22 protein-coding genes, 2 tRNA genes and 3 pseudogenes are annotated in these 19,786 nt (G+C 59.2%); 14 read left to right on the top strand and 13 right to left on the bottom strand.

Going from position 1 to position 19,786, the window contains the following annotated elements; all coding sequences use genetic code 11:
- From NKJ76_RS31175 to NKJ76_RS31185, 3 genes are all read left to right on the top strand, one after another.
- A partial coding sequence (locus NKJ76_RS31175; RefSeq protein ID WP_352539138.1) for a transposase occupies positions 1–151 on the top strand: 151 nt, incomplete at its 5' end.
- Between the two features lie 189 nt (positions 152–340).
- Positions 341–844: a toll/interleukin-1 receptor domain-containing protein gene (locus NKJ76_RS31180; protein WP_352539136.1), complete on the top strand. Its 504-nt coding sequence runs from the start codon at positions 341–343 to the stop codon at positions 842–844.
- A complete protein-coding gene (locus tag NKJ76_RS31185; protein ID WP_023704339.1) occupies positions 841–1,200 on the top strand; it encodes a hypothetical protein in 360 nt (119 codons plus the stop codon). The genes NKJ76_RS31180 and NKJ76_RS31185 overlap by 4 nt, the downstream gene beginning before the upstream one ends.
- A gap of 42 nt (positions 1,201–1,242) precedes the next feature.
- On the opposite strand, the gene NKJ76_RS31190 is transcribed toward NKJ76_RS31185, so the two are convergent.
- Positions 1,243–1,318, bottom strand: a tRNA-Val gene (locus tag NKJ76_RS31190).
- A 218-nt stretch (positions 1,319–1,536) separates the two neighbouring features.
- Here NKJ76_RS31190 and NKJ76_RS31195 point away from each other — a divergent pair.
- A tRNA-Asp gene (locus tag NKJ76_RS31195) sits at positions 1,537–1,613 on the top strand.
- 45 nt (positions 1,614–1,658) lie between these two features.
- Here the strand turns inward: NKJ76_RS31195 and NKJ76_RS31200 are convergent.
- The 3 genes and pseudogenes from NKJ76_RS31200 to NKJ76_RS31210 form a co-directional block, all read right to left on the bottom strand.
- The gene (locus tag NKJ76_RS31200) at positions 1,659–2,846 is read right to left on the bottom strand and encodes a site-specific integrase (RefSeq protein ID WP_050587499.1); all 1,188 of its coding nucleotides are present in this window, start codon (positions 2,844–2,846) and stop codon (positions 1,659–1,661) included.
- On the bottom strand, positions 2,839–3,129 hold the full coding sequence (locus NKJ76_RS31205; protein ID WP_023690232.1) for a hypothetical protein: 291 nt from the start codon (positions 3,127–3,129) through the stop codon (positions 2,839–2,841). The genes NKJ76_RS31200 and NKJ76_RS31205 overlap by 8 nt, the downstream gene beginning before the upstream one ends.
- 261 nt (positions 3,130–3,390) lie before the next feature.
- Positions 3,391–3,603: pseudogene (locus NKJ76_RS31210) on the bottom strand (nucleotidyl cyclase domain-containing protein); the annotation flags it as partial.
- Between the two features lie 616 nt (positions 3,604–4,219).
- Between NKJ76_RS31210 and NKJ76_RS31215 the strand changes: the two are divergent.
- The 5 genes and pseudogenes from NKJ76_RS31215 to NKJ76_RS31235 form a co-directional block, all read left to right on the top strand.
- A pseudogene (locus NKJ76_RS31215) lies at positions 4,220–4,417 on the top strand (DoxX family protein); the annotation flags it as partial.
- 341 nt (positions 4,418–4,758) lie between these two features.
- Positions 4,759–4,884: a hypothetical protein gene (locus NKJ76_RS31220; RefSeq protein WP_023690236.1), complete on the top strand. Its 126-nt coding sequence runs from the start codon at positions 4,759–4,761 to the stop codon at positions 4,882–4,884.
- 651 nt (positions 4,885–5,535) lie between these two features.
- Positions 5,536–5,802: a hypothetical protein gene (locus NKJ76_RS31225; RefSeq protein ID WP_156933455.1), complete on the top strand. Its 267-nt coding sequence runs from the start codon at positions 5,536–5,538 to the stop codon at positions 5,800–5,802.
- A gap of 383 nt (positions 5,803–6,185) precedes the next feature.
- Entirely contained in the window at positions 6,186–6,485 is a 300-nt protein-coding gene (locus NKJ76_RS31230; protein ID WP_023669226.1) for a DUF1236 domain-containing protein, read from the top strand.
- A 323-nt stretch (positions 6,486–6,808) separates the two neighbouring features.
- Complete coding sequence (locus tag NKJ76_RS31235; RefSeq protein WP_081731668.1) at positions 6,809–7,102, top strand: helix-turn-helix domain-containing protein; 294 nt, start codon at positions 6,809–6,811, stop codon at positions 7,100–7,102.
- 1,018 nt (positions 7,103–8,120) lie between these two features.
- Here NKJ76_RS31235 and NKJ76_RS31240 read toward each other — a convergent pair.
- The 7 genes from NKJ76_RS31240 to NKJ76_RS32535 all read right to left on the bottom strand — a co-directional run bounded on the left by NKJ76_RS31240 (position 8,121) and on the right by NKJ76_RS32535 (position 14,130).
- Positions 8,121–8,366: a hypothetical protein gene (locus NKJ76_RS31240; protein WP_023723634.1), complete on the bottom strand. Its 246-nt coding sequence runs from the start codon at positions 8,364–8,366 to the stop codon at positions 8,121–8,123.
- 98 nt (positions 8,367–8,464) lie between these two features.
- Positions 8,465–8,653: a hypothetical protein gene (locus tag NKJ76_RS31245; protein ID WP_023699951.1), complete on the bottom strand. Its 189-nt coding sequence runs from the start codon at positions 8,651–8,653 to the stop codon at positions 8,465–8,467.
- A gap of 134 nt (positions 8,654–8,787) precedes the next feature.
- Entirely contained in the window at positions 8,788–9,501 is a 714-nt protein-coding gene (locus NKJ76_RS31250; RefSeq protein WP_023690239.1) for a HoxN/HupN/NixA family nickel/cobalt transporter, read from the bottom strand.
- Between the two features lie 39 nt (positions 9,502–9,540).
- A complete protein-coding gene (locus tag NKJ76_RS31255; protein ID WP_023694080.1) occupies positions 9,541–10,572 on the bottom strand; it encodes a cation diffusion facilitator family transporter in 1,032 nt (343 codons plus the stop codon).
- The gene (locus NKJ76_RS31260; protein ID WP_023684828.1) at positions 10,569–10,829 is read right to left on the bottom strand and encodes a metal-sensing transcriptional repressor; all 261 of its coding nucleotides are present in this window, start codon (positions 10,827–10,829) and stop codon (positions 10,569–10,571) included. The genes NKJ76_RS31255 and NKJ76_RS31260 overlap by 4 nt, the downstream gene beginning before the upstream one ends.
- A 973-nt stretch (positions 10,830–11,802) precedes the next feature.
- Entirely contained in the window at positions 11,803–12,816 is a 1,014-nt protein-coding gene (locus NKJ76_RS31265; protein WP_502902376.1) for a LysR family transcriptional regulator, read from the bottom strand.
- A gap of 576 nt (positions 12,817–13,392) precedes the next feature.
- Entirely contained in the window at positions 13,393–14,130 is a 738-nt protein-coding gene (locus NKJ76_RS32535; protein WP_502902255.1) for a hypothetical protein, read from the bottom strand.
- 351 nt (positions 14,131–14,481) lie between these two features.
- On the opposite strand from NKJ76_RS32535, the gene NKJ76_RS31280 reads away from it, so the two are divergent.
- Entirely contained in the window at positions 14,482–14,760 is a 279-nt protein-coding gene (locus NKJ76_RS31280) for a hypothetical protein (RefSeq protein WP_023694917.1), read from the top strand.
- An 84-nt stretch (positions 14,761–14,844) separates the two neighbouring features.
- On the opposite strand, the pseudogene NKJ76_RS31285 reads toward NKJ76_RS31280, so the two are convergent.
- Positions 14,845–15,034 (bottom strand): annotated as a pseudogene (locus NKJ76_RS31285) (DUF768 domain-containing protein); the annotation flags it as partial.
- 1,445 nt (positions 15,035–16,479) lie between these two features.
- Here NKJ76_RS31285 and NKJ76_RS31290 point away from each other — a divergent pair.
- The 3 genes from NKJ76_RS31290 to NKJ76_RS31300 all read left to right on the top strand — a co-directional run bounded on the left by NKJ76_RS31290 (position 16,480) and on the right by NKJ76_RS31300 (position 17,281).
- On the top strand, positions 16,480–16,686 hold the full coding sequence (locus NKJ76_RS31290) for a CsbD family protein (RefSeq protein WP_023690464.1): 207 nt from the start codon (positions 16,480–16,482) through the stop codon (positions 16,684–16,686).
- A 70-nt stretch (positions 16,687–16,756) separates the two neighbouring features.
- On the top strand, positions 16,757–16,936 hold the full coding sequence (locus tag NKJ76_RS31295) for a hypothetical protein (RefSeq protein ID WP_023697507.1): 180 nt from the start codon (positions 16,757–16,759) through the stop codon (positions 16,934–16,936).
- Between the two features lie 54 nt (positions 16,937–16,990).
- Complete coding sequence (locus NKJ76_RS31300; RefSeq protein ID WP_031203328.1) at positions 16,991–17,281, top strand: helix-turn-helix domain-containing protein; 291 nt, start codon at positions 16,991–16,993, stop codon at positions 17,279–17,281.
- A gap of 42 nt (positions 17,282–17,323) precedes the next feature.
- On the opposite strand, the gene NKJ76_RS31305 is transcribed toward NKJ76_RS31300, so the two are convergent.
- Positions 17,324–17,731, bottom strand: coding sequence for a hypothetical protein (locus tag NKJ76_RS31305; RefSeq protein WP_156936055.1), 408 nt, complete (start codon positions 17,729–17,731; stop codon positions 17,324–17,326).
- Between the two features lie 143 nt (positions 17,732–17,874).
- Between NKJ76_RS31305 and NKJ76_RS31310 the strand changes: the two genes are divergently transcribed.
- Positions 17,875–19,023: an ATP-binding protein gene (locus NKJ76_RS31310; protein WP_023690463.1), complete on the top strand. Its 1,149-nt coding sequence runs from the start codon at positions 17,875–17,877 to the stop codon at positions 19,021–19,023.
- The last annotated feature ends 763 nt before the right edge of the window (positions 19,024–19,786 follow it).

Raw genomic sequence — 19,786 nt, forward strand, 5'->3', positions numbered from 1 at the left:
GCATCTCAAATCCACCAACATGCTGGAGCGGCTCAACGAGGAAATCCGCCGGCGCACCTATGTCGTGCGCATCTTCCCCAATACCGAAAGCTGCCTGCGCCTGATCAGGGCGTTGGCCGTCAAGAAGCTCGCTCTGCGCCAAGCCGCATGACCAGCATCATGGCCGCCCCATTTTGCAGAACTTGACGCACACAACCGCGAAGGGCCGGTGCATGTGTCCTCTGGCGAGACGTGAAACGGACTGCATCCGCAGTAATGGCCAGTCTGTCGCCAGACTAGCTGCGAGGTCACCGCTCATGCTACTTTGGGGCCTTCTCGTTGATGTGGGAAGAGGCAGGCCTTGCTTGGCGACGTATTCATCAACTACCGACGGCAGACCGATTCCGGCGTGGCGGGCCGCGTCTACGATAATCTGAACCGCGCGCTTCCTGATGCATCCATCTTCATGGACGTCGACAAGCTCAACCCCGGCGATGACTTTGAGGTGGCGCTTGCCCGCAGTTTGGCCAGCTGCAAAATCATGCTGGCGATCGTGGGGCCGCAGTGGGCCGCGCTTACCGATGAGCAGGGCCAGGTTCGGCTGGAGTCCCCCGACGACTTCGTGCGCAAGGAGATCCGTACGGCACTCCAGGCTGGGGTGCGCGTCATCCCCGTGCTCGTCAACGGCGCCAGCATGCCAAAGAAAAGCGCCTTGCCACCCGATCTGCAGGACTTGGCCAAGCGTCAAGCCATGGAGGTCCGCCACGAGCGCTTCAACGACGATATTGCGGCGATTGCGTCGGCGATAGCGAGCCAGCGGCGCGGCGGCCGAGGCTCTGGCTGCTGTACGGGCTGGTCGCGATGATCGCGCTCGGCATCGGCGGGACAACGGTGGCGTTGTGGCCGAGGCCCTCCCCTTTGCCGTCGCCTATCGAGCCCGCAGCGATCGAGGCCAAAGGGTGCAAGGAAGGATTCGTCTGGCGATCGGCGATCTTCGGCGACAGCGTGTGCGTGAGTCCTGCCGACTACGGCGAGGTGCAGGCGCAGAATGCCAATGCCCGCAACAATCGTTCGCCGACCGGCGGACCTTACGGCGACAGCACCTGCCGCGACGGCTACGTCTGGCGTGAAGCGTTCGAGAGCGACTTGGTCTGCGTCACCCCTTTCGAACGCGACAAGGCCAGGAAGCAGAATGCCGACAACGCATACAACCGGATATGAGACCGTAACTCCGGGCAAGCACCGATTTATCAAGAAATTGAGTGGTGGGCGATGACGGGCTCGAACCGCCGACATCTTCGGTGTAAACGAAGCGCTCTACCAACTGAGCTAATCGCCCGCTCCGGCCGGACCTTTAAGCGGTCGGAACCGGCTTCGCAAGGCCAAATGAACAGCCGCGAGCTTAGCCGCACAGTGGTTTTCGCAGGCAAAGTGCCGCCCGTCAAAAAACCTTCTCCTGTTTGCGTTTATGCTGTCCAGCTGCGCTTGACACCCGGTGGCGAACCCCTTATCCACCGCCCCAACGACGAACACGGCTGACACGTGCTCGTCCAATGCGCGGGTGTAGCTCAGTTGGTTAGAGTGCCGGCCTGTCACGCCGGAGGTCGCGGGTTCGAGCCCCGTCACTCGCGCCATTAATTTCAAGGGGTTAGCTACCGCCCCTTGAAAAGTTTCAACTCTCATTCTCCGGAGAGTTTCAACTTTCTGTATTCGTTCCGTTCCAGGCCAAGCAGCGTTCTGCCCTTGCGGCGGCTGGCGTCAGCTGAGCGGACGGCGGCCAGATTGACCGGCATATAGGTCTTCTGCAGCGCCTTGTTCCCGTCGATCGAATTGCCCATCTTGGCCGAGATTGCCTCGACCGACGCGCCTCCGGCATTTGCCTCGACCGCGCCGGAACGCCGCATGTCCATCAGCCGCCGCTTCTCTGATGTCCCGAACACCAGCGTGCGCAGATCGGCAAAGTCGTCGACCAGAGAATCCTTGGTGTAAGGCACGCCGGCGCGCGGCCGGCCGCCCTTCGGGCCCGGCGCGAAACCGCGCGAGCGAAAGATCGGCGCATCGTCAAGCAGGGTGACGCCTAGTGATTCGACATAGGCCAGCACCAGGCGCTGCGTGCGTGACGACAGCGTGCCGAAAGCCGCCTCGCCACTCTTGCTGCGTGCAATCAGAAAACCCCATTCCTGTGCTGTCTGCATTGCCTGCGCCGGTGTGAGCGTGCGCACGTCGACGGGTGAGAAGCTCGTGTCCCACGCAACGGCGATGACGCAGGCCAGTCCGCGGTAGCCGGCGCGCCAGGCGCCCTTGACCATGCGCACCGCCTCGCCTGCCGTCCAGGTCTGGTGGCGCGGTGGTGGCGTCTGGCGGCGGATCGCCTGCGATGGGTCGGAGCCGGGCGGGCATAGCTTCATGCCGGCCATGACATTATAGAGCGAACGCCACGTCTTTACGGCACGGTAGGCGATGTCGACACCTTTGACCCGGAGCAGACGGCCATACCAGTCGTCGAGCAGCTCGAGGGTGATGTCGGCTGGCGGCAGGTCGGCGAAGTACGGCTCGATGAAGGTCCAGCCGCGTTCCCAATCCTCGCGGGTGCGCGGTGGCTTGCGCTTCCATGCATCCATGCGGCGATAGCGTGCAAAGGCGTCTCCGATGGAATCCTTTGGCCATACATGCAGGCGCGACGGCTCCCTGCCCTTGCGGAGTTCCTGCCAGCGGTCTTCCCACTCCCTGGCTATCGTCCAAGCCTCAGGCCCGTCGATTCCACAGGAAATGCATCTGAAGCCAGCTTCGACCATCTTCGGCGTCGGCAGCCAGTAGCCGTACCTGCCCTTACGGATGACGTAGTGCTTCAACTTGATCTTACCCAAGGGTCGCCAGCCTCGCTCTTGCAATGTCAATGCTAGACTGCCCGCCGGATCCCGATCCTGCAAGACCCGAGCGTCGATCGAGCCAGGAGTCGATCGCAACCATGTCGTAGTTGCCGGTGATTGGGCAGGCCTTGGGAAAGCCTTGATCCTGCAACGCGGGCAGCAATTCCATGAATTCCCGCAGCGTCAGGTGGAGATAACGCGCCGCCTTGACCGCCGGCACGAGCCGCGGCTGTACCGGGAAGCGGATAGATGACGGTTGTAATGTGTGGGTTTGGCTCATGGCACCAAAACTCTATCCACCGTCCATCGGGACAGCGGATGGGCGCTTGTCGTTGAGCGGGTGTGAATTTCGCCCGTGTCAGCACCTCCGCCGCACAGCATGCGATTTTCCTACTCCGTGATCTCGTTATTCCTGCATCGAGGGTGAATGAGGCTTAGAATAACGGCCTTTTTCCCCCATGCCTATTCGTCCAATCCTTAATTCGCAGAATCGGCGGCCACAGGGCGAGAATACTTGTAATCGGCGGCTTCAAAGCCGCTACGCCCGGGCAACCCGGATACCCTCGGCGATGTTGACGCCACTACCCATCAGGTCGCCATCGTGCTCCTGCACGACGTCACCCAGATGAATGCCAATCCGGAACTCAATGCGACGATCATCGGGCACCCCGGCATTGTGCTTAGCAATAGCGTTTTGACGCGCGCAGCGGACTGCTTCCACAACGCTGCTGAACTCGACGAGGCTCCCATCGCCGCGATAGACAGACGCGAGTGTTGCCTGCCGGTCGCCTGGACTGCCCCCGCGCTCCCGCCCCACACAGGATGCCGGCAAGCAGACGCTGAGCCAGGCGCCTCCTCTCGGCTCGGGTGGAAATTGGCTACAGTGACAGGACACAAAGCCTGCTCCGCCACTTACTCGACGCTGCTGAGGAAGGCAGCTTTGCCGCTGTCGCACGAGACTGCGAAGTTGTTTCCCCCTTCGTCGCCCGACGCGTCGCTGCTCTCATAATATCCGAATTCTTGAAAGGCCCCGATATTCCCGAACTGGACGGCCGATGTTGCGGGCCAAAGAGCGTTAAAAAAACGAGGCGCCCGGACCAATCACATTGCCGAGACAGAAATTGCGCTGTCCGGGAATAAAACGCCGCTTGCCGTGGTCCTCCATGCATAAGCTGCTGATTGACCTTGAAGGAACACCACACTGCAAACCTACACATTGACGAGCACGACGGGGTCGGTCGGCGCATTCCAGGACCTCTGGAAGGCGAGAGGTCGGCCGCCTGCGGCCGGCTGACTCACCTGTCTACCGCAAGGTGCTGGCCCGGTCGGGATCAAGAAACCTCATGCGCTGCGGATGCGATATGGTCGTGAAATTGCTGCATTTCGAAAAGGATCTCGCCAAAGCGGGCGGCATGTTCGTCCTGGCCGTAGCCGGCGCCGGCGCGATATCTCTCGACAGGGTGCTGAACGGCCTCGTGAAGCGCCGGCAACAGGACAGAGAGACGGTTGCGGCGCTCATAGCGGCCGGTAGGCCTCTCTCGGTCGGCGAAATCAAGCTTCCATTCTAAACCGGCCAATACGCCGGGCATCATACAACCCGCCCGCCCAATCGGCACCCAGCACACTGCCTTGTGACGTCACCTCAGGGCATACCTTGATGTTATCAGCGATTACCCGTCGGCCAAGGCACCGGTTTTGAAATTCGCTTGATGGCGTCCCTGCCCTTGCCGTTCGACTCCGTCGAGTCCTTGTGTGTCAATTTGTTGCGACGAGAGCTAGTCCCTGTCGTGCTGGTCCGTCTCGTCTCATCCCGTGGCTCTGCAAAAACCGTAGCAGCATGTTCGCAACCTGTTCACCCATGTTGATTTCACGAGTTTCCGACTGTCGGCATATAAGAGGGAGAGGTCCGATGGATTTCATGTTGATGGTGAACATTGCCGGCGGCATCCTTCTGGCCATCGCAATCCTCTCGGTGTGTCTCGTCGGATGGCTGTTTTACCGTTCGGGATCGACAATTGAGAGGCGAAAGCTGTGACAATGAAAAGTCCGCCACCGTGAGCCAGACCAGAAAACTCATATTTTAGCACCTGCGAAACAAAGCTCGCTATTCCGCGTTGAGGCTCGTCGAACAACGGAGCTTCACGAATGGATCCGGCAACTGCAGCTGTGATGATTTTGCTTTCTTGCAGTCCCGCCCAGGGAGTCTGCAAGCCACTCGATACATCACCGTCCATGTTCGGATCCCTTGAGACATGCCAGTTAGCGTTAGCCGTGAGGCTCGAGGGCGCTCCCAACGGGGAGATCGTGGGGCGATGCAGTTCGATTGATCCCTCCGCTACAGGTTCCCTTCCAGCCGGGTATAGCACGATTGTCGTCACGCGGGGCACAGGGGCGGGTGCGGTGAGCAGTCGCTACATCGTGCCACACAAAAACTGAAGCCAGCCACCGTGAGGCAGCACCGGCCCGTTCTCAGCACGTCAGCCGGAACGGGCCATGAGCAGAAGCAGCCGACTAGCTAAAATCGCAAGACGACCGAAGGACCACGTCGGCGATAGCACCGGACCCGACGGCGCCCGTGTCGCCAGTAACTACGGCAGACTCTTCTCCAGCCGCGCCGGCGGCGGCGGCGCCGGTGGTAGTAATCTGGGTCGTAGTCTGGGTCGTAATCTTGGTCGTAGTAGCGCCGATGGTTGACCGGCTCCACTTCCGCGTGAGTACCTTCGTTGTCGAAGGCGTCTGGCGCGTCGAGTTCTTCGAGAATGCCGCTTTTTGCCGCTGGAACACCGGCCAATGCGTTGATAGGCCGGACCGCGCTTGCAAAGGCTGCTGCCCCTGCAACGCCAAATATCGCTGTCAAAAAGGATCGCCGATCCATAGTAAACCTCCCAAGTTACATGAGCTGAACGAAGCGCCCCGCCTGCTGAAGGAGCAGGCCCAGCGCACGGTAAAATAGAGGATTTGCCAGCCGCTCAAGCAACTCGCGAATCCTATCAGCGCAGGAAGGGACCTGGCTGCGCCGATCCAAGACATGTCAGCTAAGGACGACCGCCATTACCAGAAAGGTAACGGCTGTTGCAAAAATCGGTGCGAGCAACCATCGCGCCTGGCCAACACTTTGATCCATTTGTTCTCTCCCGTTGTGGAGAAACAACAAGCTGAAGCCCTAATCCGTTCCGCCTAGTCCAAAGGTAAGACCATTGCGTTGTACGGTCGGACTTTAGACCAATCGGATTAGACAAAGGTGCGTAGGCGGGAACGTTTACCCCGGTTCAAAGTTGGTTGCCGGGCAGTGCGGGACGATGGTCGTCGTGTGCCGGTCCTTGCAGGAGAGAAGATATGAAGATGCACTTTGTGAACACCGCCGCAGCCATGTTGCTCTTGGCGGGGATCGGCTCCGCCGCCGCTGACGACATTATCATCCAGCCGGAACAGGACACGGTCATCCGTGAGTATGTTAAGAAGCAGCCCTTGGCTTCGGTGAACCTTCCCGGCGTGGAATTGAACGTCGGGACAGCTCTGCCGGAAACTGTGGAGATCCACGAGGTCCCGAACGTCAAATACCGTTACGTGGTGGTCGACAACCGCACGGTCCTGGTCGATCCGGGTACCCGCAAGATCGTGAAAGTTTACGACTGAGATTTCGAACGAACCCACGCTCGCCACCCTTGGGTGGCGAGTGTGTGCATTCAAACGATACTCAGCCGGACAAATCGAATTGCCACTCAGCTGGACAATGAACATGACGAACCCTGAACTCGAGAGGACGCAAGCCCTGGTTGCCCGCTTGGCTGATCTCCAAGCAAGAATGCAGGCAGCACGTCTTGTTGGTGCCGAGGTAACAACCGTCCGAAAGGTTGCAGCCACAATCGATGACGGCTTGCGACAGGCCGGCCTCACACCGTTAGAAATCGCAGAAGGTCAAGGGGAACAGTTTAGCGATACTAAATGTTCGACTGGCTATGGACAGCCGAACCGTACTCTCAGCAGATCAAGTCAGAGCAGCACGAGCCCTACTGAACTGGCCGCGTGTGCGACTTGCCGCCAAGGCCAATCTTAGCGAGATGGTGATCAGCGCTTTTGAGAACGGATACAGGAAACCGCGTCCCCACAACATCGCCGCCATCCGCAAAGCGTTTGAGGATGCCGGAATCGTTTTCACCGTCCAAGGCACTCCATCGCTAGCCCGCTCAGAAGGTGATAGCGGCCTAGCCGCCGATAATAGACGGTGGCGGGGCCGGGAGAAAAAAGGATAGCGGGGAAAAGCCCGTGTACCCACTGCACCCGATCTCTAAAGCGGCCGCTAACAAGGGCGGTTGTTCACTGACTTTGTGCTGGCGCTCACCTTTCTAAGGTGCCGCTCGAATATGGCCAGCTTCTCTTCGTAGCCGATCCGCACTCTGGACCTGCAACTATCGCATTTGAAACCGGCAATCGTTTTCAGCCAGGATCCCCTTCTCACCATACGGCGTGAACAGGAGGGGCATTGGAATTCTAAAGGTACGTCGCGCAGTTCATCCAGTGGAATGGGACAGGACCGGCAAAGCCTCGCGACCGAACTTCTCGAGATTAGACGGATCCGTTGGCCTTCCGCAGAGGCCATGGCATAAGATTCGAGCTCGATCAGCTGTCTTCCTTGCCCTTCTCTATAACGCGGACCAGCCGTTCTCAGCAGGCTTCGGCCACTCCACACTGTCTGAGTTTGTGTTCTGAACTGTGCCGCCCATCGCAGTTCCCTCCACCTCCAACAGGCTAATTACGGATTATAAGACCTGGGGAATCGATCTTTCAAGGTGGAATCCGCATTAGCGCTGGATGTTGCATCGCGGCGCGGAGGGGTTTTATTAGCTCCCCCTCATCTTGACGCTGGCGCCGGCTGCTCCAAAGTCTTGGGCATGGCTCGGGGAACTATCAAAGTTGGCAACGAGGTCGCAGTCACGGCGATTGTGCGCGGCCGCGTGACGCCCGATCGCATAAGCGTGACGATCCCCTCCTACGACTTCCCGCATTCTGTTGTCGATTCGACTTCGAAGGCTGTAATTGGCCAGCATATGGAATTGATCGGCCCTGTCACACGCATCGACGGGGACAAGGTAACCGTCAGCCTCCGGCCATTGGTGACTGTCGACGCCGAGCACGTGCGCCTGGTCGAAAGCCACGTGGCGCTTCCGCGAGCGCGAAAAAGGCCGCTCGTTGACAAAGTTTAACTTGCCTGCCCACCCAAGGAACGGCCAGTGAAACTTTACCCATCACATCGGCTCTGGTCGCCTCCCGCTAGCTGCCGGCGCGTTGCGATATCGGCGCAGTAGACGGGTTGGCATTTTCCGAACTTTCCGCCATGTCGTCGCGATGACGTTGGCGAAGGCGCTTCAGCAGATCGCGTGAGGCTTGTATCGCCCTGCGCGATTGATCCATGTTCTGGCGAAACGTGGCGCGTTCCTCCATGGACTTCTGCCACTTCAGCAAGGTGGCCGTAGTCGCAGTAGCGGCTTGAGCGATTTCTATGGGCGTTGCAACCATCGCATCCTCCCAAAAAGGCAATGGTAAACGCAATCTCTATAGGCCCAACGAAGCCCTTTCTTCAATCAAAAACGACCATACAGCATACGGCAAAATGGCTATTCGGCGGGCCGCTCGACGGCGGCTTCGTCGACCTCGGCTTCCATCTCGTCTTTGACGGTCTTGGTCTTACCAAAACCAGCCATCGCCACACCGTCAAAGCCCTGCAGCCACGCATCGGCATGTTCCTGCCAGTAAGCTGGCGCCTCACGCTCCTTGCCATCCTTGCGCGCTTGGGCGCCGTACATCCAGGCGTAGGTGGCGCGCTATTTCTTAGGCACGGCCATTTCCATCATCCTCCCAGAATTCCAGCAGCCTTGCGTGCCGCAGCTTCTCATCGCCTTTTCCTAAGAAAGGAGAGGGTCTGTGGACAGCTGTGGCTCTATCCGGCTGTAAGTTGCCAGACCGCTACGCTGGCGAGGGCAAGGCCCGCTGCGCCTTCGATTGCTCGCGATATGGTATCGAACAGCCGTGGCCTGCTGTCGAAAAAATGCACCAGGTGCTCCCGAAACAAGATCGACAGTACCGCCACGCTGGACAGCGTTAGGGCCACGCCCACCATCATGGTGATTGCGAACAGAATTCCAGCTCCCGGCACCCCTCTGGAAATCGCGAAGGTCATGACAAAAAGGGTCAGCGGGCACGGAATCAAACCGGCCATGACTCCAACGGCCTCGCCCTCATGCTTGTGATGGTGGCCGTGGCTCACCGAACGCCAAAGCATCCAGACGCCGATCAGCCCGAGCAGACCGCGACTCACACCCTCAAGCAGTGGTGCGCGTCCAACGCTGCCCAATGCAATCGAGACGAGCGGCAGGGAGAATACGGCGATCAGCACCGCTGTCGCCACGTGAGTGAAGGACAGCGTAATCGACACCAGGAGGCCGCGCGAAACCTTCGCATCCGAACCTGCAAGGTAAGTCGCCAAGACAGCCTTACTGTGGCCGGGCGTCAGAGCATGTGCCGCACCGAACAGGAGGCCCATCGGCAGAAAGGCAAGGAACGCAAGCCAATCACCGCCAACTGACAGCAGCTTTATCTGATCTGCGAGCGCCAGGTATATGGAGCGCTGAAATTCGACAAGCGCCTGGAACATCAGCCGAGACCGGCAAAAGCGAGTGGTTTCCGGCAGTTGTCAGTGCTGGTGGCCGTGATGTTCGCCCTGATCATGAGAGTGCGGATGCTCGTGCTCACCTTGGTCGGTCGAAAACCGGATGTTGGCAGCTGCGAGCGCCGGCATGTGTTCGAACAGTTCGTTCTCCAGCGCCGCCGTGATCTTGTTTGCCTCTGAGAGAGGCAAGGTTCCGTCGGCTGCAATAGCGATGTCGGCATGCAACTTGTGGCCAATCCAGCGGGCCTTGGCGTCGACAACGCGAGCACCCTGCACATGCGCAGCGGCATGCTGAATTTCGGCCATCACGCCCGGCTCGACGCCGTCGAGCATGCGGGTGAGCACTGAGCGCGCCGATTGCCAGACGATACCGAATATAGCGACCGTGATGAGAAGCCCGATGATCGGATCGGCCAGTGGAAATCCGAGCCAGACGCCCATGGCGCCGATGACCACTGCAAGGCTGGTAAGCCCGTCGGTGCGGGCATGGTAGCCGTCGGCGACGAGCGCCGCACTGTTGATTTCCCTGCCGATACGGATGCGAAACACCGCGACGGCCTCATTCCCGAGGAAGCCGACAATGCCCGCCGCGGTCAGCCAACCGAGATGAGTCACTGCCTGCGGACTGACCAGGCGCTCGATAGCCTGGTACCCGGCGACGATGGCGCTGAACAGAATGATCAGCACGATAATGATACCGGCCAGATCCTCTACCCTGCCAAGGCCGTAGCTGAAGGTCCGTGACGGCTTGCGTCGTGCCAGCATGAATGCGATCCAGAGCGGAATGGCGGTTGTGGCGTCGCCTATGTTGTGGATCGTATCGGCCAACAGCGCCACGCTGCGTGACACCAACACCACGGCCATCTGCAATGCCGCCGTCATGGCCAAGATGACGAACGACCATTTGATGGCCCAGATGCCGCGGTCAGTGGTTGCAATCGTTGCGTCGATGACCCCGTGCGTATGGCCGTGCGAGCCATCGTCATGAGCATGCGCGTCATGATCATGTGACCCGAAGCCGAACCAATCCAAGACGCGTGCGCCGATACTGGTCATAGGTATTTCGCCAGTTGCTTGAGCTCTGCCAGCGAGTTGCCTCCCGCTTCCGTGTCGATCAGACAATGTTCGATATGATCGTGGATCAGTTCTCGCTTTGCGCTGCTGATGGCGCTCTCCACTGCATGGAGTTGCTGCGCCAGGTCCAGGCAGGATCGCTGCGCCTCGAACATGCCAAGCACGGATGCAAGATGCCCCTGTGCGCGCTTTAAGCGCTTCACGATAGCCGGATGAGAACTATGGATGCCTTCGGACATGCCCACCGGTATCCCCCCGGGGAGGATGCGTCAAGTATGATGTGAGCGCAGATCGGCTCTTGATCAGCCACCCCGCAGAGCGTGTATCCATGGCGCTGAATGGTTCCGGAAATTGGAATCTAGGCTTGAAAGGGCTGGCCCCTGTGCAATACAGGAACCAGCCATTAAACCTACCAACTCAATGAACCGTCCAACTTTATGGGGTCAGTTCACGACCGGGCCTTTCTTTGCGTGGTGAAACTGAAGAAGCCCGTCGGTCGGATCAGCGGGCTTTGTGATGGATGGCCCGCGCCTGCTTCCGAGGCTGCGCGGGCCGACCATGACGAGTGAGGGACGCATCTTGGTCACCGGCCGGACCGCTGAAGAACGAGCCGGGTGTGACCGAACTGCCTTGGAGCGGGAATGTTCCCGGCTGACGCAAAAAGCCCGCCAGCATGAGCCGGCGGGCAATCGATCTGGAGTAGCTGGACTCATCCAGCATAGTTCAACGACGGCGGAAGGTTCGGTAGCAACCCGCGCTCGTCGCTCCCCAAGGATCCAGGGAGCGGCGAGTTGTTGCCCAGCGAGCGCGACACAGAAACTTCGCCGCGCCATGAAAGGACGGCGTGGAGCGCGCAAGCTCTGCAACAAGCTGCCGGCGCTCTGGGAGGTCTGTCCGCTTTTCGGATTGCCAGTGCCAGTCCAGACGAGCACCCTGCCTGGTGAGAGTAATCCCGCAATTGCCTGCGCTTAAGGCGGCGTAGGGCCGCCCATTGGGCGAGACTGGACTTCTAGACTGGAAGCCACCAATTCCTGCACCGCTTCGGGAACGGCCAACGGCACCATCTGCGCCGGATAGGGGCCGTCGATCCAGCCGTTCGCGGAGCGCTCGCTATCAGTTTGGCCGTTCAGGCTAGCCATTCGCGCCACTTCGCAGAAAGCCTCCCGGTTGGGCCTTATGCGGCACGTCCCAACCGAAATAAACCATGGCCGGCTAGGACGACGTCTGGAGAAACTGTTGCTCTCTCGTCGGCGTCTTCGAAAACGCTGTGATTATCGCCTCGAGCGATACATTCAAGGCGTTGGAAAAGGTCCTGCCCCTCTGCCAAATCGCCACGTAGTGATAGAGCGCGGACGGTTCCACTGGCCTTACTCCCAACTGAAACGCCGCGTACTCACGTGCGATGATCTCGTTTGTGATCGAAATGCCCAGGCCAGCCGAAACGTATCCGGCTTCGTGACCGTTGCAATCGAATTCCACCAGTATGTCCGGCTCAACGCCGGCGAAGCGCAAGGCATTGAAGTTCATCTGGTGGGCGGCAAACTGGGGATCGATATCGACGATCGTTTCGCCTGCCAGGTCTTGCGCCTCGATGCAGGTCTGTTTTGAAAAGCGGTGGTCGGGATGAAAAATGCATACGTTTCGTGCCGACCCAAGCGGCGCCCATTCAAACAAGCCTGGATCCAGAGGCAGTCTCGAAATTCCAAGATCGGCGCGGCCGGCCAGGATGTGTTCGCCGATCTGCTCGTAGCTTCCAGAAATCGACCGGACATTCGAAGCGGTCTGTGAGCGGATAATCGCCACGACCTTGGGCAAGGTCACGAAACCGAAAACAGAGGGCGCGGCAATCGCAATCCGCTGCTTTTCCTCGTTCTTCATAGCGAAGATCGACGCGTCCAGGCGATCCAGCGACGTCAGGGCCAGTTCTACGTTTCGCAGGAGTTCCCAGGCTTCCTGCAAGGGGACGATGCGGTTGGCTGATCTCTTGAAGAGTGTGATGCCGAGCGTGGTCTCAAGCTGCTTCACATGTTGACTGACGGCCGGCTGGCTTATCCCGAGCGCAACCGCCGCCCGCCTAGTCGAACCGGCCCGCAACACTTCCCGGAAGACCTTCAGCTGACGGAGCTTGAGACGATGTCCCCGGTGAATTCGTTCGAGGCGGTCTTCTTGAAGGTGCCGATGGTAGCCATTGTAAGTCTCCGTTTTCTGTTCCCGAGCCCGCACCATGCGGCCTCGATGGCGATCGGGTGGCCGAAGGCGACCGACGACGCATCGCTTGCGACCGGAGCAACGCGGAGGACGGCGCAGGAACGACTTTCTTGTCTCGCGAGGAATGGCGGCGCTCGGGGTCCCCATGCGCTTGCGGCATGGGGTGGGAGCCGGCAGGGGAAGAAAGTCGAGATGCGCCGTTGCGGCCTAGGCGGTCGAGGCTTCAGCCGTCGTTCGGCCAGATCAGCCCATTGAAGAGGCCGTTTGGAGCGCTCTTGGGACAGATTGGGAACGGAGACGTTGGCGTGCAACGCGCCTCCGGCAGATCGCTACAGGCTTCACCGGCATCGCCCACGCATTCCAGGCACAGATTCCGCGCACCTGCAACGCCGCCGCCACCGCGCGCGCTGCCGTCCTGCTACCGACTTGTCGGTCTGCCATGGGCATCGACCAAAGAAAGTCCAAGTCCCAGACGGGGCCGCGCCGGCACGTGGCCGTTGCTCGATCCTGGCATGGAACCCGATTGCTCCAACCACCGATAATGAGGAGGCTAGGCCTTCGTCGGTCTGGTCCACCTGCGCCGCCCGCGGGGGTCTAGGCTCGAACCACGTCCCTGCCGGATTGGTCGGCTGACGTCATGCCCGCGACCCGCAGATATGCCGTGACGCCGACGGCGGTCGCGCCAATGACGGAGAAGACGACCTGCCAGGTTTCCGAAGGCATCATGTGCTTCGCGATGCCATGGGTGGCATGGTAGCCGGCAACCATCGCAGGCGCGACGAAGACAAGCGTGATCGCCAGCTTCGCCCACATGGAGCTGATAACGCCGAGGAGGATTTGGCCGACGCCGAGCGTCAACCCGGCTGCCAGGATGCCGACGAGGATCGCGCCAAGCCAGCCGGCGCCGGTGTTGAATGCCCACGTACCTGCGCTGACCCCTGCGAACAACGGAAGGGCGAAGATAGCAAGCGTGAAGAGCAACCAGCACAGGATGCTGATGGCCGCGATACAAACGAACATGCCGAGGATGATCATGGTGGTGTCTCCGAGAATAGCTCTGGCGATTGCGCCTTCCACCACCACCGCAACGCCGCGCAGAGCATAGCAACGAAAAGCACCGGCGAGATGCCAAAGCTCTGTTTCGCCAGCGGCAATGTTAGCCCCGTCCTGGGGCGAACGGTCGATTTCGCCGATGATGGCGGTGTCGTCGCCGTCATACTCGTTCGCCGGCACGACCGAGAGAGTGCCGTCGCCGGCACGAAAGATGACGATGGCGACCATGAGGGTGGCGGCGAGGCTGAAGGCGAAGGCATGCGCGTCGGCGAGGGACATCGATCCGGCTCCTGTTTGAAGCGGAGGACCCTCCCCCGCTGACAGGCGCCCGATGTGTTCGGCGGATGGCCGCAATCACCGCGAAGGCGAAGCCGGAGCGGCGGCACGCTTCGCGTAGTCCGACCCCTTGCGGGTTGATGGCGTCAGGCCGTCGGCTGGACCAAGGATCAGCGCAATGGATCGCGGGGGTGGGGTCATCTTCAAGTCAGGAGCAGCGGCGTCGTTAGCGCGACGCTTATGTTCCATGAGAGTCTGAGCAAGCCGCCGCGCGATGTGGCGGGCGTCGAGCGATAAACCGGACGGCCATGAACGCGCTGGGTCCCGTTGGAAGCCGCCACGCTGAAAATGAGGATGAAGCTGGGCGATGACGCTGTGCAGTTGCGGTGGCAGGCCCAATCCAGCTCTCTCGGCGTAACGAGCGGCCTTGCCGAGATCGTGCCCGATATGGCGGCGATTCCAGCGATCGTCGGTCGCTGTTCTGAGAAGATGCGACTTCAGGAGCAATTCAATGGCGATGGCGATGGCGTGAAGGGCCGCATTGCGCCTGCCCAGATCCGCCGCCCGGTCAGCGCCATCGAGGCACACTGCGGCATTGCGCAAGAAGGTGTCGGCCAGCGCGATGTCCGGTGAAGCTATCGGGAAAGGATAAGAGCGACGGCTTGAAGAATGCCGTGCCTCCCCTGCTAATTTATAGGGGGGGGTAAGTTCCGAAGGCGCATCGACCAGCGTCCGATATAGGCTGTCAACTTCTTCGTCGATCTCTTCGCGCCTGATCCCGAGCGCCTTAGCGTCGGCGTACAATTTGTGTGTGTACTCACTTATCGAAACCGTGTCGGCCTTCGCCGTTTCGGGGAGATTGTTGCCGATCCCAGCGATCGAGGAAATTGATACCGCGTGTACTCATGGAGCCTTAAGCTCCATTAAGCGCTTAGGTTCCGGCTGTTCGGTGGCGAGGTCATAGACTAGGCTGTTCGCAGCCGCCGAAGTAGCTTTTGACCTTCAATCAGGCCGCACGTCGGCCCAATCACTATGAATTGGCTTCGCACCAAAAATCCATGTGTGAGATGTAAGGCAAGAACCCCCATCGGAGTCCGTGAGTTCGACCTGGAGGATGATACCACCCCCGAACAGGCGTCATCGATCATACAGAAAGATGACGCACGACAGTCGCCAGTGATCGGGACCGACGAGACCGCGAAACAGATAGTCGCTCTGCTTCAGCGCGTCTCTCGCTGATTTCGTCAAGTTGCTCGCTTCGGGGGAGCTTCCAATCCTAGACGAGAAGACTGATCGCCAGCGAAAGCGACGGCATCTGCTTCATATTCGAATGCTCGGGAATACGTTTCACCGTTCCTCCCTATGATGCGAACAACCCACTCGCCCAACGAATGGCGGATCTCTAAGAAGAGGGAAGACGAAGGCGGCGGCCGGTACGTGACGCTGTGCAATGCCCTCGGGAGGCCTGTCCCGCCAAAATCGGCACCATCGGAGGAATGAACTTCACGCATGCACTGACTCCCGAGACCGCGAGTCAATTAGCGCGTACTTAATTAGTTCCAGAACGTTTTAACGAATCGTTGACCGCGCTGTCCCATTATAGGACGGCGCGGTCAAACCCCAACCTTGGCTGCGCAGGCGGCTTCGGCATTGAGTTCCACCCCGAACTGTCGGAGCCGCCACCCACATTTCACAATTTACCAGCAATGGTTGAATCAACCGTTACTGCACGTGCTTTCAATGGCGCTTCCCTGATCGTTAGACTTTGACGGAACAAACAGGGGATTCACAGGTTCGGCGTTCGAGACTCGACCGATGGAAGCGATCTTCGATGACATCGCCAACGCCCTCAGAGCGCCCCGCCAAGACGTGTGGCGCCCTGTCCGGCGCCTTCGCCATCGATATGGTCGGCGAACTCAACTCCCCACGTACGCCGCGTCCTGGCTGCGTCAAGGAAGCTCTTGGAACAGATGGCCGAACGCGAAGACCCCCCGCCGCCAAGTTGAGGCGGCTTCTATGGAAACCCGCTCATCTGACGCCAGAGCAGCGCTGGCAGGTCCATCAACCGGCTACCCTCAGAAGCAGTGCGACACCGACTCCATAAGGGATGAACACAGCCGCCAACGCGACCCAGATGCCCGGATCGGCGAGCACGTGCATTTCCTTGCGAAGCTGTTCCAGACCAACGGCAAAAGGCCGGCTGTGTTCCCAAACCGGAAAAGGCCGGCGCACACATGCGGTCGACGGGCATTAGGTTCCATTGCTAGATCACAAGCAAGCGCGCTTACCTGCAGCGGAACCTGACAGCCATACGACCGTTATTCGAAAGGACAACGAAAGGAGATCGCCATCATGGACTGGAATCGCGTCGAAGGAAATTGGAAGCAATTCAAAGGTAAGGTCAAGGAGCAGTGGGGCAAGCTCACTGATGATGATCTCGACCGCATAGCCGGCAACCGCGATCAGCTCGAAGGTACGATCCAGGAACGCTACGGCATTGAGAAGGATCGCGTGCGGCGAGACGTCGACGACTGGTATGGTCGACAAGACTCGTATTAGGACGGTGCGCCGTTCGGATCGACCTTGTCGGCTTCCAGCCGCGTTGATCTCCACAATGGAGATTGTAGAAATGTCCATCCACAAAGAAGACTATCGAACGAACAAGGCTGACTACCTGATAGCGAAAAGGCCAGATCTGGTTGAGAAGACCAAGCCGAAAAAGAAGACGTTGCGGCGTGACGATCAGCGTTCCGCAAAGTTATTGGAAAACCCCGCCGCGTTACCCGAGAGGCCGGCATCACGCCGTTAGAAATCGCAGAAGGTCAAGAGGAACATTTAAGCGATATTGAATGTTCGACTGTTTATGGACAGCCGAACCGTACTCTCAGCAGATCAATCCAGAGCAGCACGAGCCCTACTGAACTGGTCGCGTGTGCGACTTGCCGCAAAGGCAGATCTTAGCGAAATGGCCATCAGCGATCTTGAGAACGGATTCAGGAAATCGCGTCCCCACAACATCGCGGCGATCCGCAAAGCGTTTGAAGACGCCGGAATCGTCTTCACCGTCGAAGGCACTCCATCGCTCGCCCGCTCAGAAGGTGGCAGCGGCCTCGCCACCGACAATAGACAGTGGCGCCGGCGGCAGAGAAAATAATAAGGGCGAAAAGCCTACTCAGGAGCGTCTTAGGCTCGGAACTCATACCGGAAGGCTCGCAATGCGGAGCGCTGATTTACGGCTTTGAAGATTGCCGATCTCGTCGACCAAGGTCAGGCCGCTCAATCTGCGATCGAACTCTATGGGCTTGAAGCGCCGACCGCCGTGGCGCACTGCGCTTTGGAGGCACATTTCGACGGCCGACCAAATGACTTCCGCTTTTGGTGCGATGTCTTTCACCAACTGAGAAGACCAAACTGACGGAACTTTTGCCGCGGAATCGTGTTCGTTCGAGCATGACCAGAATAGCAGCCCTTGGCCCACGCATCCCCGGCAAACCACATTCGCCGGCAGACGGACAAGACCGTTTCGACCTTTGGCCCGATATGCGGCCAGCAGGTTGACCGCCGCGACTTCCGTCAAGTGATGTGGCACGAGCAACCAGATCACGAGCCGCTTGAATGGACGCTTAGAGCAGTTCAGATTTTGACTGAATCTGCGGGATTCCCGTGAGAGTGGTTTTGTGATTCAAGATGCTGGCTGGATCGGAGGCCAGCATCAGATGACGGCTCCCCCTCAACGTCCGCAGGAATTTGGAGGATCAGCTGCGCCAAAGCCAGAAAATGGAGGCGGTGGGGCAACTCACGGGCGGTATCGCGCACGACTTCAACAACATGTTGGGAGTTGTCATCTCAGGACTCAACTTGATCCAGCGGCGCGTCGACCGCGGCGAGCCCGGCGTGCACCAACTGATCGCAGCCGCGACCGAGGGTGCCCACAAAGCTGCCATGCTGACGCAAAGGCTACTGGCTTTTTCCCGGCAGCAGCCGCTTTCCCCTGAATCCCTCGACGTCGGCCGGATGGTGCAGGATATGTCGGAGCTTTTGCGCCGGACCCTGGGCGAGCACGTAACACTCAATACGGTCGTGCAATCCGATGACGGTGCAGTGCTCGCTGATCCCAGCCAACTCGAAAATGTCCTCGTAAATCTGGCGGTCAACGCTCGCGATGCCATGCCGGAGGGCGGAACCCTGACAATCGAAACCTCTGCACTCCTGGTCGACCAGTCGGTTGCTGCAGATCATGGCATTTCCCCCGGCCCCTACGTCCTTATTGCGGTGAGGGACACGGGCTCGGGTATGAGCGCGGAGGTTCTGGAAAGAGCCTTCGAGCCGTTTTTTACCACCAAAGGTGTCGGCAAGGGAACCGGCCTTGGGCTGAGTCAGGTGTTTGGCTTCGTCAAGCAGTCCGGTGGCTATGTCAAAATCGATTCAAAACTGGGGGTGGGGACTACCATCAGCATCTGGTTGCCAAGGCACAATGGTCCCGCCGATGGAGCACGGCGGGCGAACAGCCAAGACGTTGCCAATGGCAAGCCAGAGGAATTGATCCTCGTCGTCGAGGACGAGGCGAGTGTAAGACAACTGACAATGCAAATGCTCGAGGATCTCGACTATTCGGTGATTTCTGCTGAGAATGGGGTTGAAGGCCTGCGCATTCTTGAGGATCGAGGAGACGTTTCCTTGCTGCTGACGGATGTTGTCATGCCCGGAATGAACGGTCGGGAATTTGCGGATGCTGCCGTTGAATTGCGGCCTGACTTGAGGGTGCTCTTTACGTCCGGTTACGCACGTGATGCCATAGTTCGCAATGGGATCATCGATCCAAACGTTCAACTCCTGCAGAAACCCGCTACCCTCCAAGCTCTCGCCCAGAAAGTCAGATTGGTTCTGGATAACTAGCCATTCGGCAACCGGCCGTTCCGGTTTTCAGGCAAGAGGGTAGCGCGCTCGACCTGTCATATTAGACGCAAAGCGGTCATTGAGCTCTATTGAGAGCTTCGGGTCACCACGAGCGTCCGCGGTGATGCCGCCGACATTTCTCCTCGGGTCTCTACCGACGTGGTCGCGGGTGCAACAATCTGTTGCACAACTCTGCTATCTGTCCCGCCAATGCCTGACCCTCAACTTGCTCACCCCTGAATAAGTCATCGCTCGCTGTCACGGCCAGGTAAGCGACGGGACTCTTCGAACGGGCGCGTTGCATGCGGATCAGGCCATCGTTCCTCAAGATCAGCAAAGCAATCATCTATCCCAGCGGCGAGTGGATCGCTGGGACAAATCGATCGTGGTCGTCTGCAAACAAAGACGCGAACTGCCGCGGGAGAAGAAGACGGCACGGCCAGAGTAAGCAGAGAGGCGGTTCATTCGCCCGAGAGGCGTGGGTTAGAGAAATATGCGTGCGAATCCGTGCTCGATCGGGGCGTCACAGTTTTCATACATAACTAACCCGCTCGATACCCTTTGCGAACGCAGCGTCACGTCTAATCAGAATGGCTTTGAAGAGCGTGACTTGAGCATCTCTGTCGCGGGTGTTTTGGGGGTTAAATCCGCCCTTCCCTACGGTTGTGTGCGTCAAGTTCTGCAAAATGGGCGATCATGAAACTGGTCATGCGGCTTGGCGTAGAGCGAGCTTCTTGTGCTCGCGCAGATCATCCATGTTGAT

The organism is Mesorhizobium sp. M0029, from assembly GCF_040323735.1.
Lineage (GTDB): Bacteria > Pseudomonadota > Alphaproteobacteria > Rhizobiales > Rhizobiaceae > Mesorhizobium.

Bases quoted from the DNA above. Each gene is read 5' to 3' on its own strand.
- NKJ76_RS31185 (WP_023704339.1), top strand. From the start codon at position 841: ATGATCGCGCTCGGCATCGGCGGGACAACGGTGGCGTTGTGGCCGAGG.
- NKJ76_RS31205 (WP_023690232.1), bottom strand. From the start codon at position 3,129: ATGAGCCAAACCCACACATTACAACCGTCATCTATCCGCTTCCCGGTA.
- NKJ76_RS31220 (WP_023690236.1), top strand. From the start codon at position 4,759: ATGGATTTCATGTTGATGGTGAACATTGCCGGCGGCATCCTTCTGGCC.
- NKJ76_RS31225 (WP_156933455.1), top strand. From the start codon at position 5,536: ATGGTTGACCGGCTCCACTTCCGCGTGAGTACCTTCGTTGTCGAAGGC.
- NKJ76_RS31230 (WP_023669226.1), top strand. From the start codon at position 6,186: ATGAAGATGCACTTTGTGAACACCGCCGCAGCCATGTTGCTCTTGGCG.
- NKJ76_RS31235 (WP_081731668.1), top strand. From the start codon at position 6,809: ATGGACAGCCGAACCGTACTCTCAGCAGATCAAGTCAGAGCAGCACGA.
- NKJ76_RS31240 (WP_023723634.1), bottom strand. From the start codon at position 8,366: ATGGTTGCAACGCCCATAGAAATCGCTCAAGCCGCTACTGCGACTACG.
- NKJ76_RS31245 (WP_023699951.1), bottom strand. From the start codon at position 8,653: ATGTACGGCGCCCAAGCGCGCAAGGATGGCAAGGAGCGTGAGGCGCCA.
- NKJ76_RS31250 (WP_023690239.1), bottom strand. From the start codon at position 9,501: ATGTTCCAGGCGCTTGTCGAATTTCAGCGCTCCATATACCTGGCGCTC.
- NKJ76_RS31255 (WP_023694080.1), bottom strand. From the start codon at position 10,572: ATGACCAGTATCGGCGCACGCGTCTTGGATTGGTTCGGCTTCGGGTCA.
- NKJ76_RS31260 (WP_023684828.1), bottom strand. From the start codon at position 10,829: ATGTCCGAAGGCATCCATAGTTCTCATCCGGCTATCGTGAAGCGCTTA.
- NKJ76_RS31265 (WP_502902376.1), bottom strand. From the start codon at position 12,816: ATGGTGCGGGCTCGGGAACAGAAAACGGAGACTTACAATGGCTACCAT.
- NKJ76_RS32535 (WP_502902255.1), bottom strand. From the start codon at position 14,130: ATGTCCCTCGCCGACGCGCATGCCTTCGCCTTCAGCCTCGCCGCCACC.
- NKJ76_RS31280 (WP_023694917.1), top strand. From the start codon at position 14,482: ATGAAGCTGGGCGATGACGCTGTGCAGTTGCGGTGGCAGGCCCAATCC.
- NKJ76_RS31290 (WP_023690464.1), top strand. From the start codon at position 16,480: ATGGACTGGAATCGCGTCGAAGGAAATTGGAAGCAATTCAAAGGTAAG.
- NKJ76_RS31295 (WP_023697507.1), top strand. From the start codon at position 16,757: ATGTCCATCCACAAAGAAGACTATCGAACGAACAAGGCTGACTACCTG.
- NKJ76_RS31300 (WP_031203328.1), top strand. From the start codon at position 16,991: ATGGACAGCCGAACCGTACTCTCAGCAGATCAATCCAGAGCAGCACGA.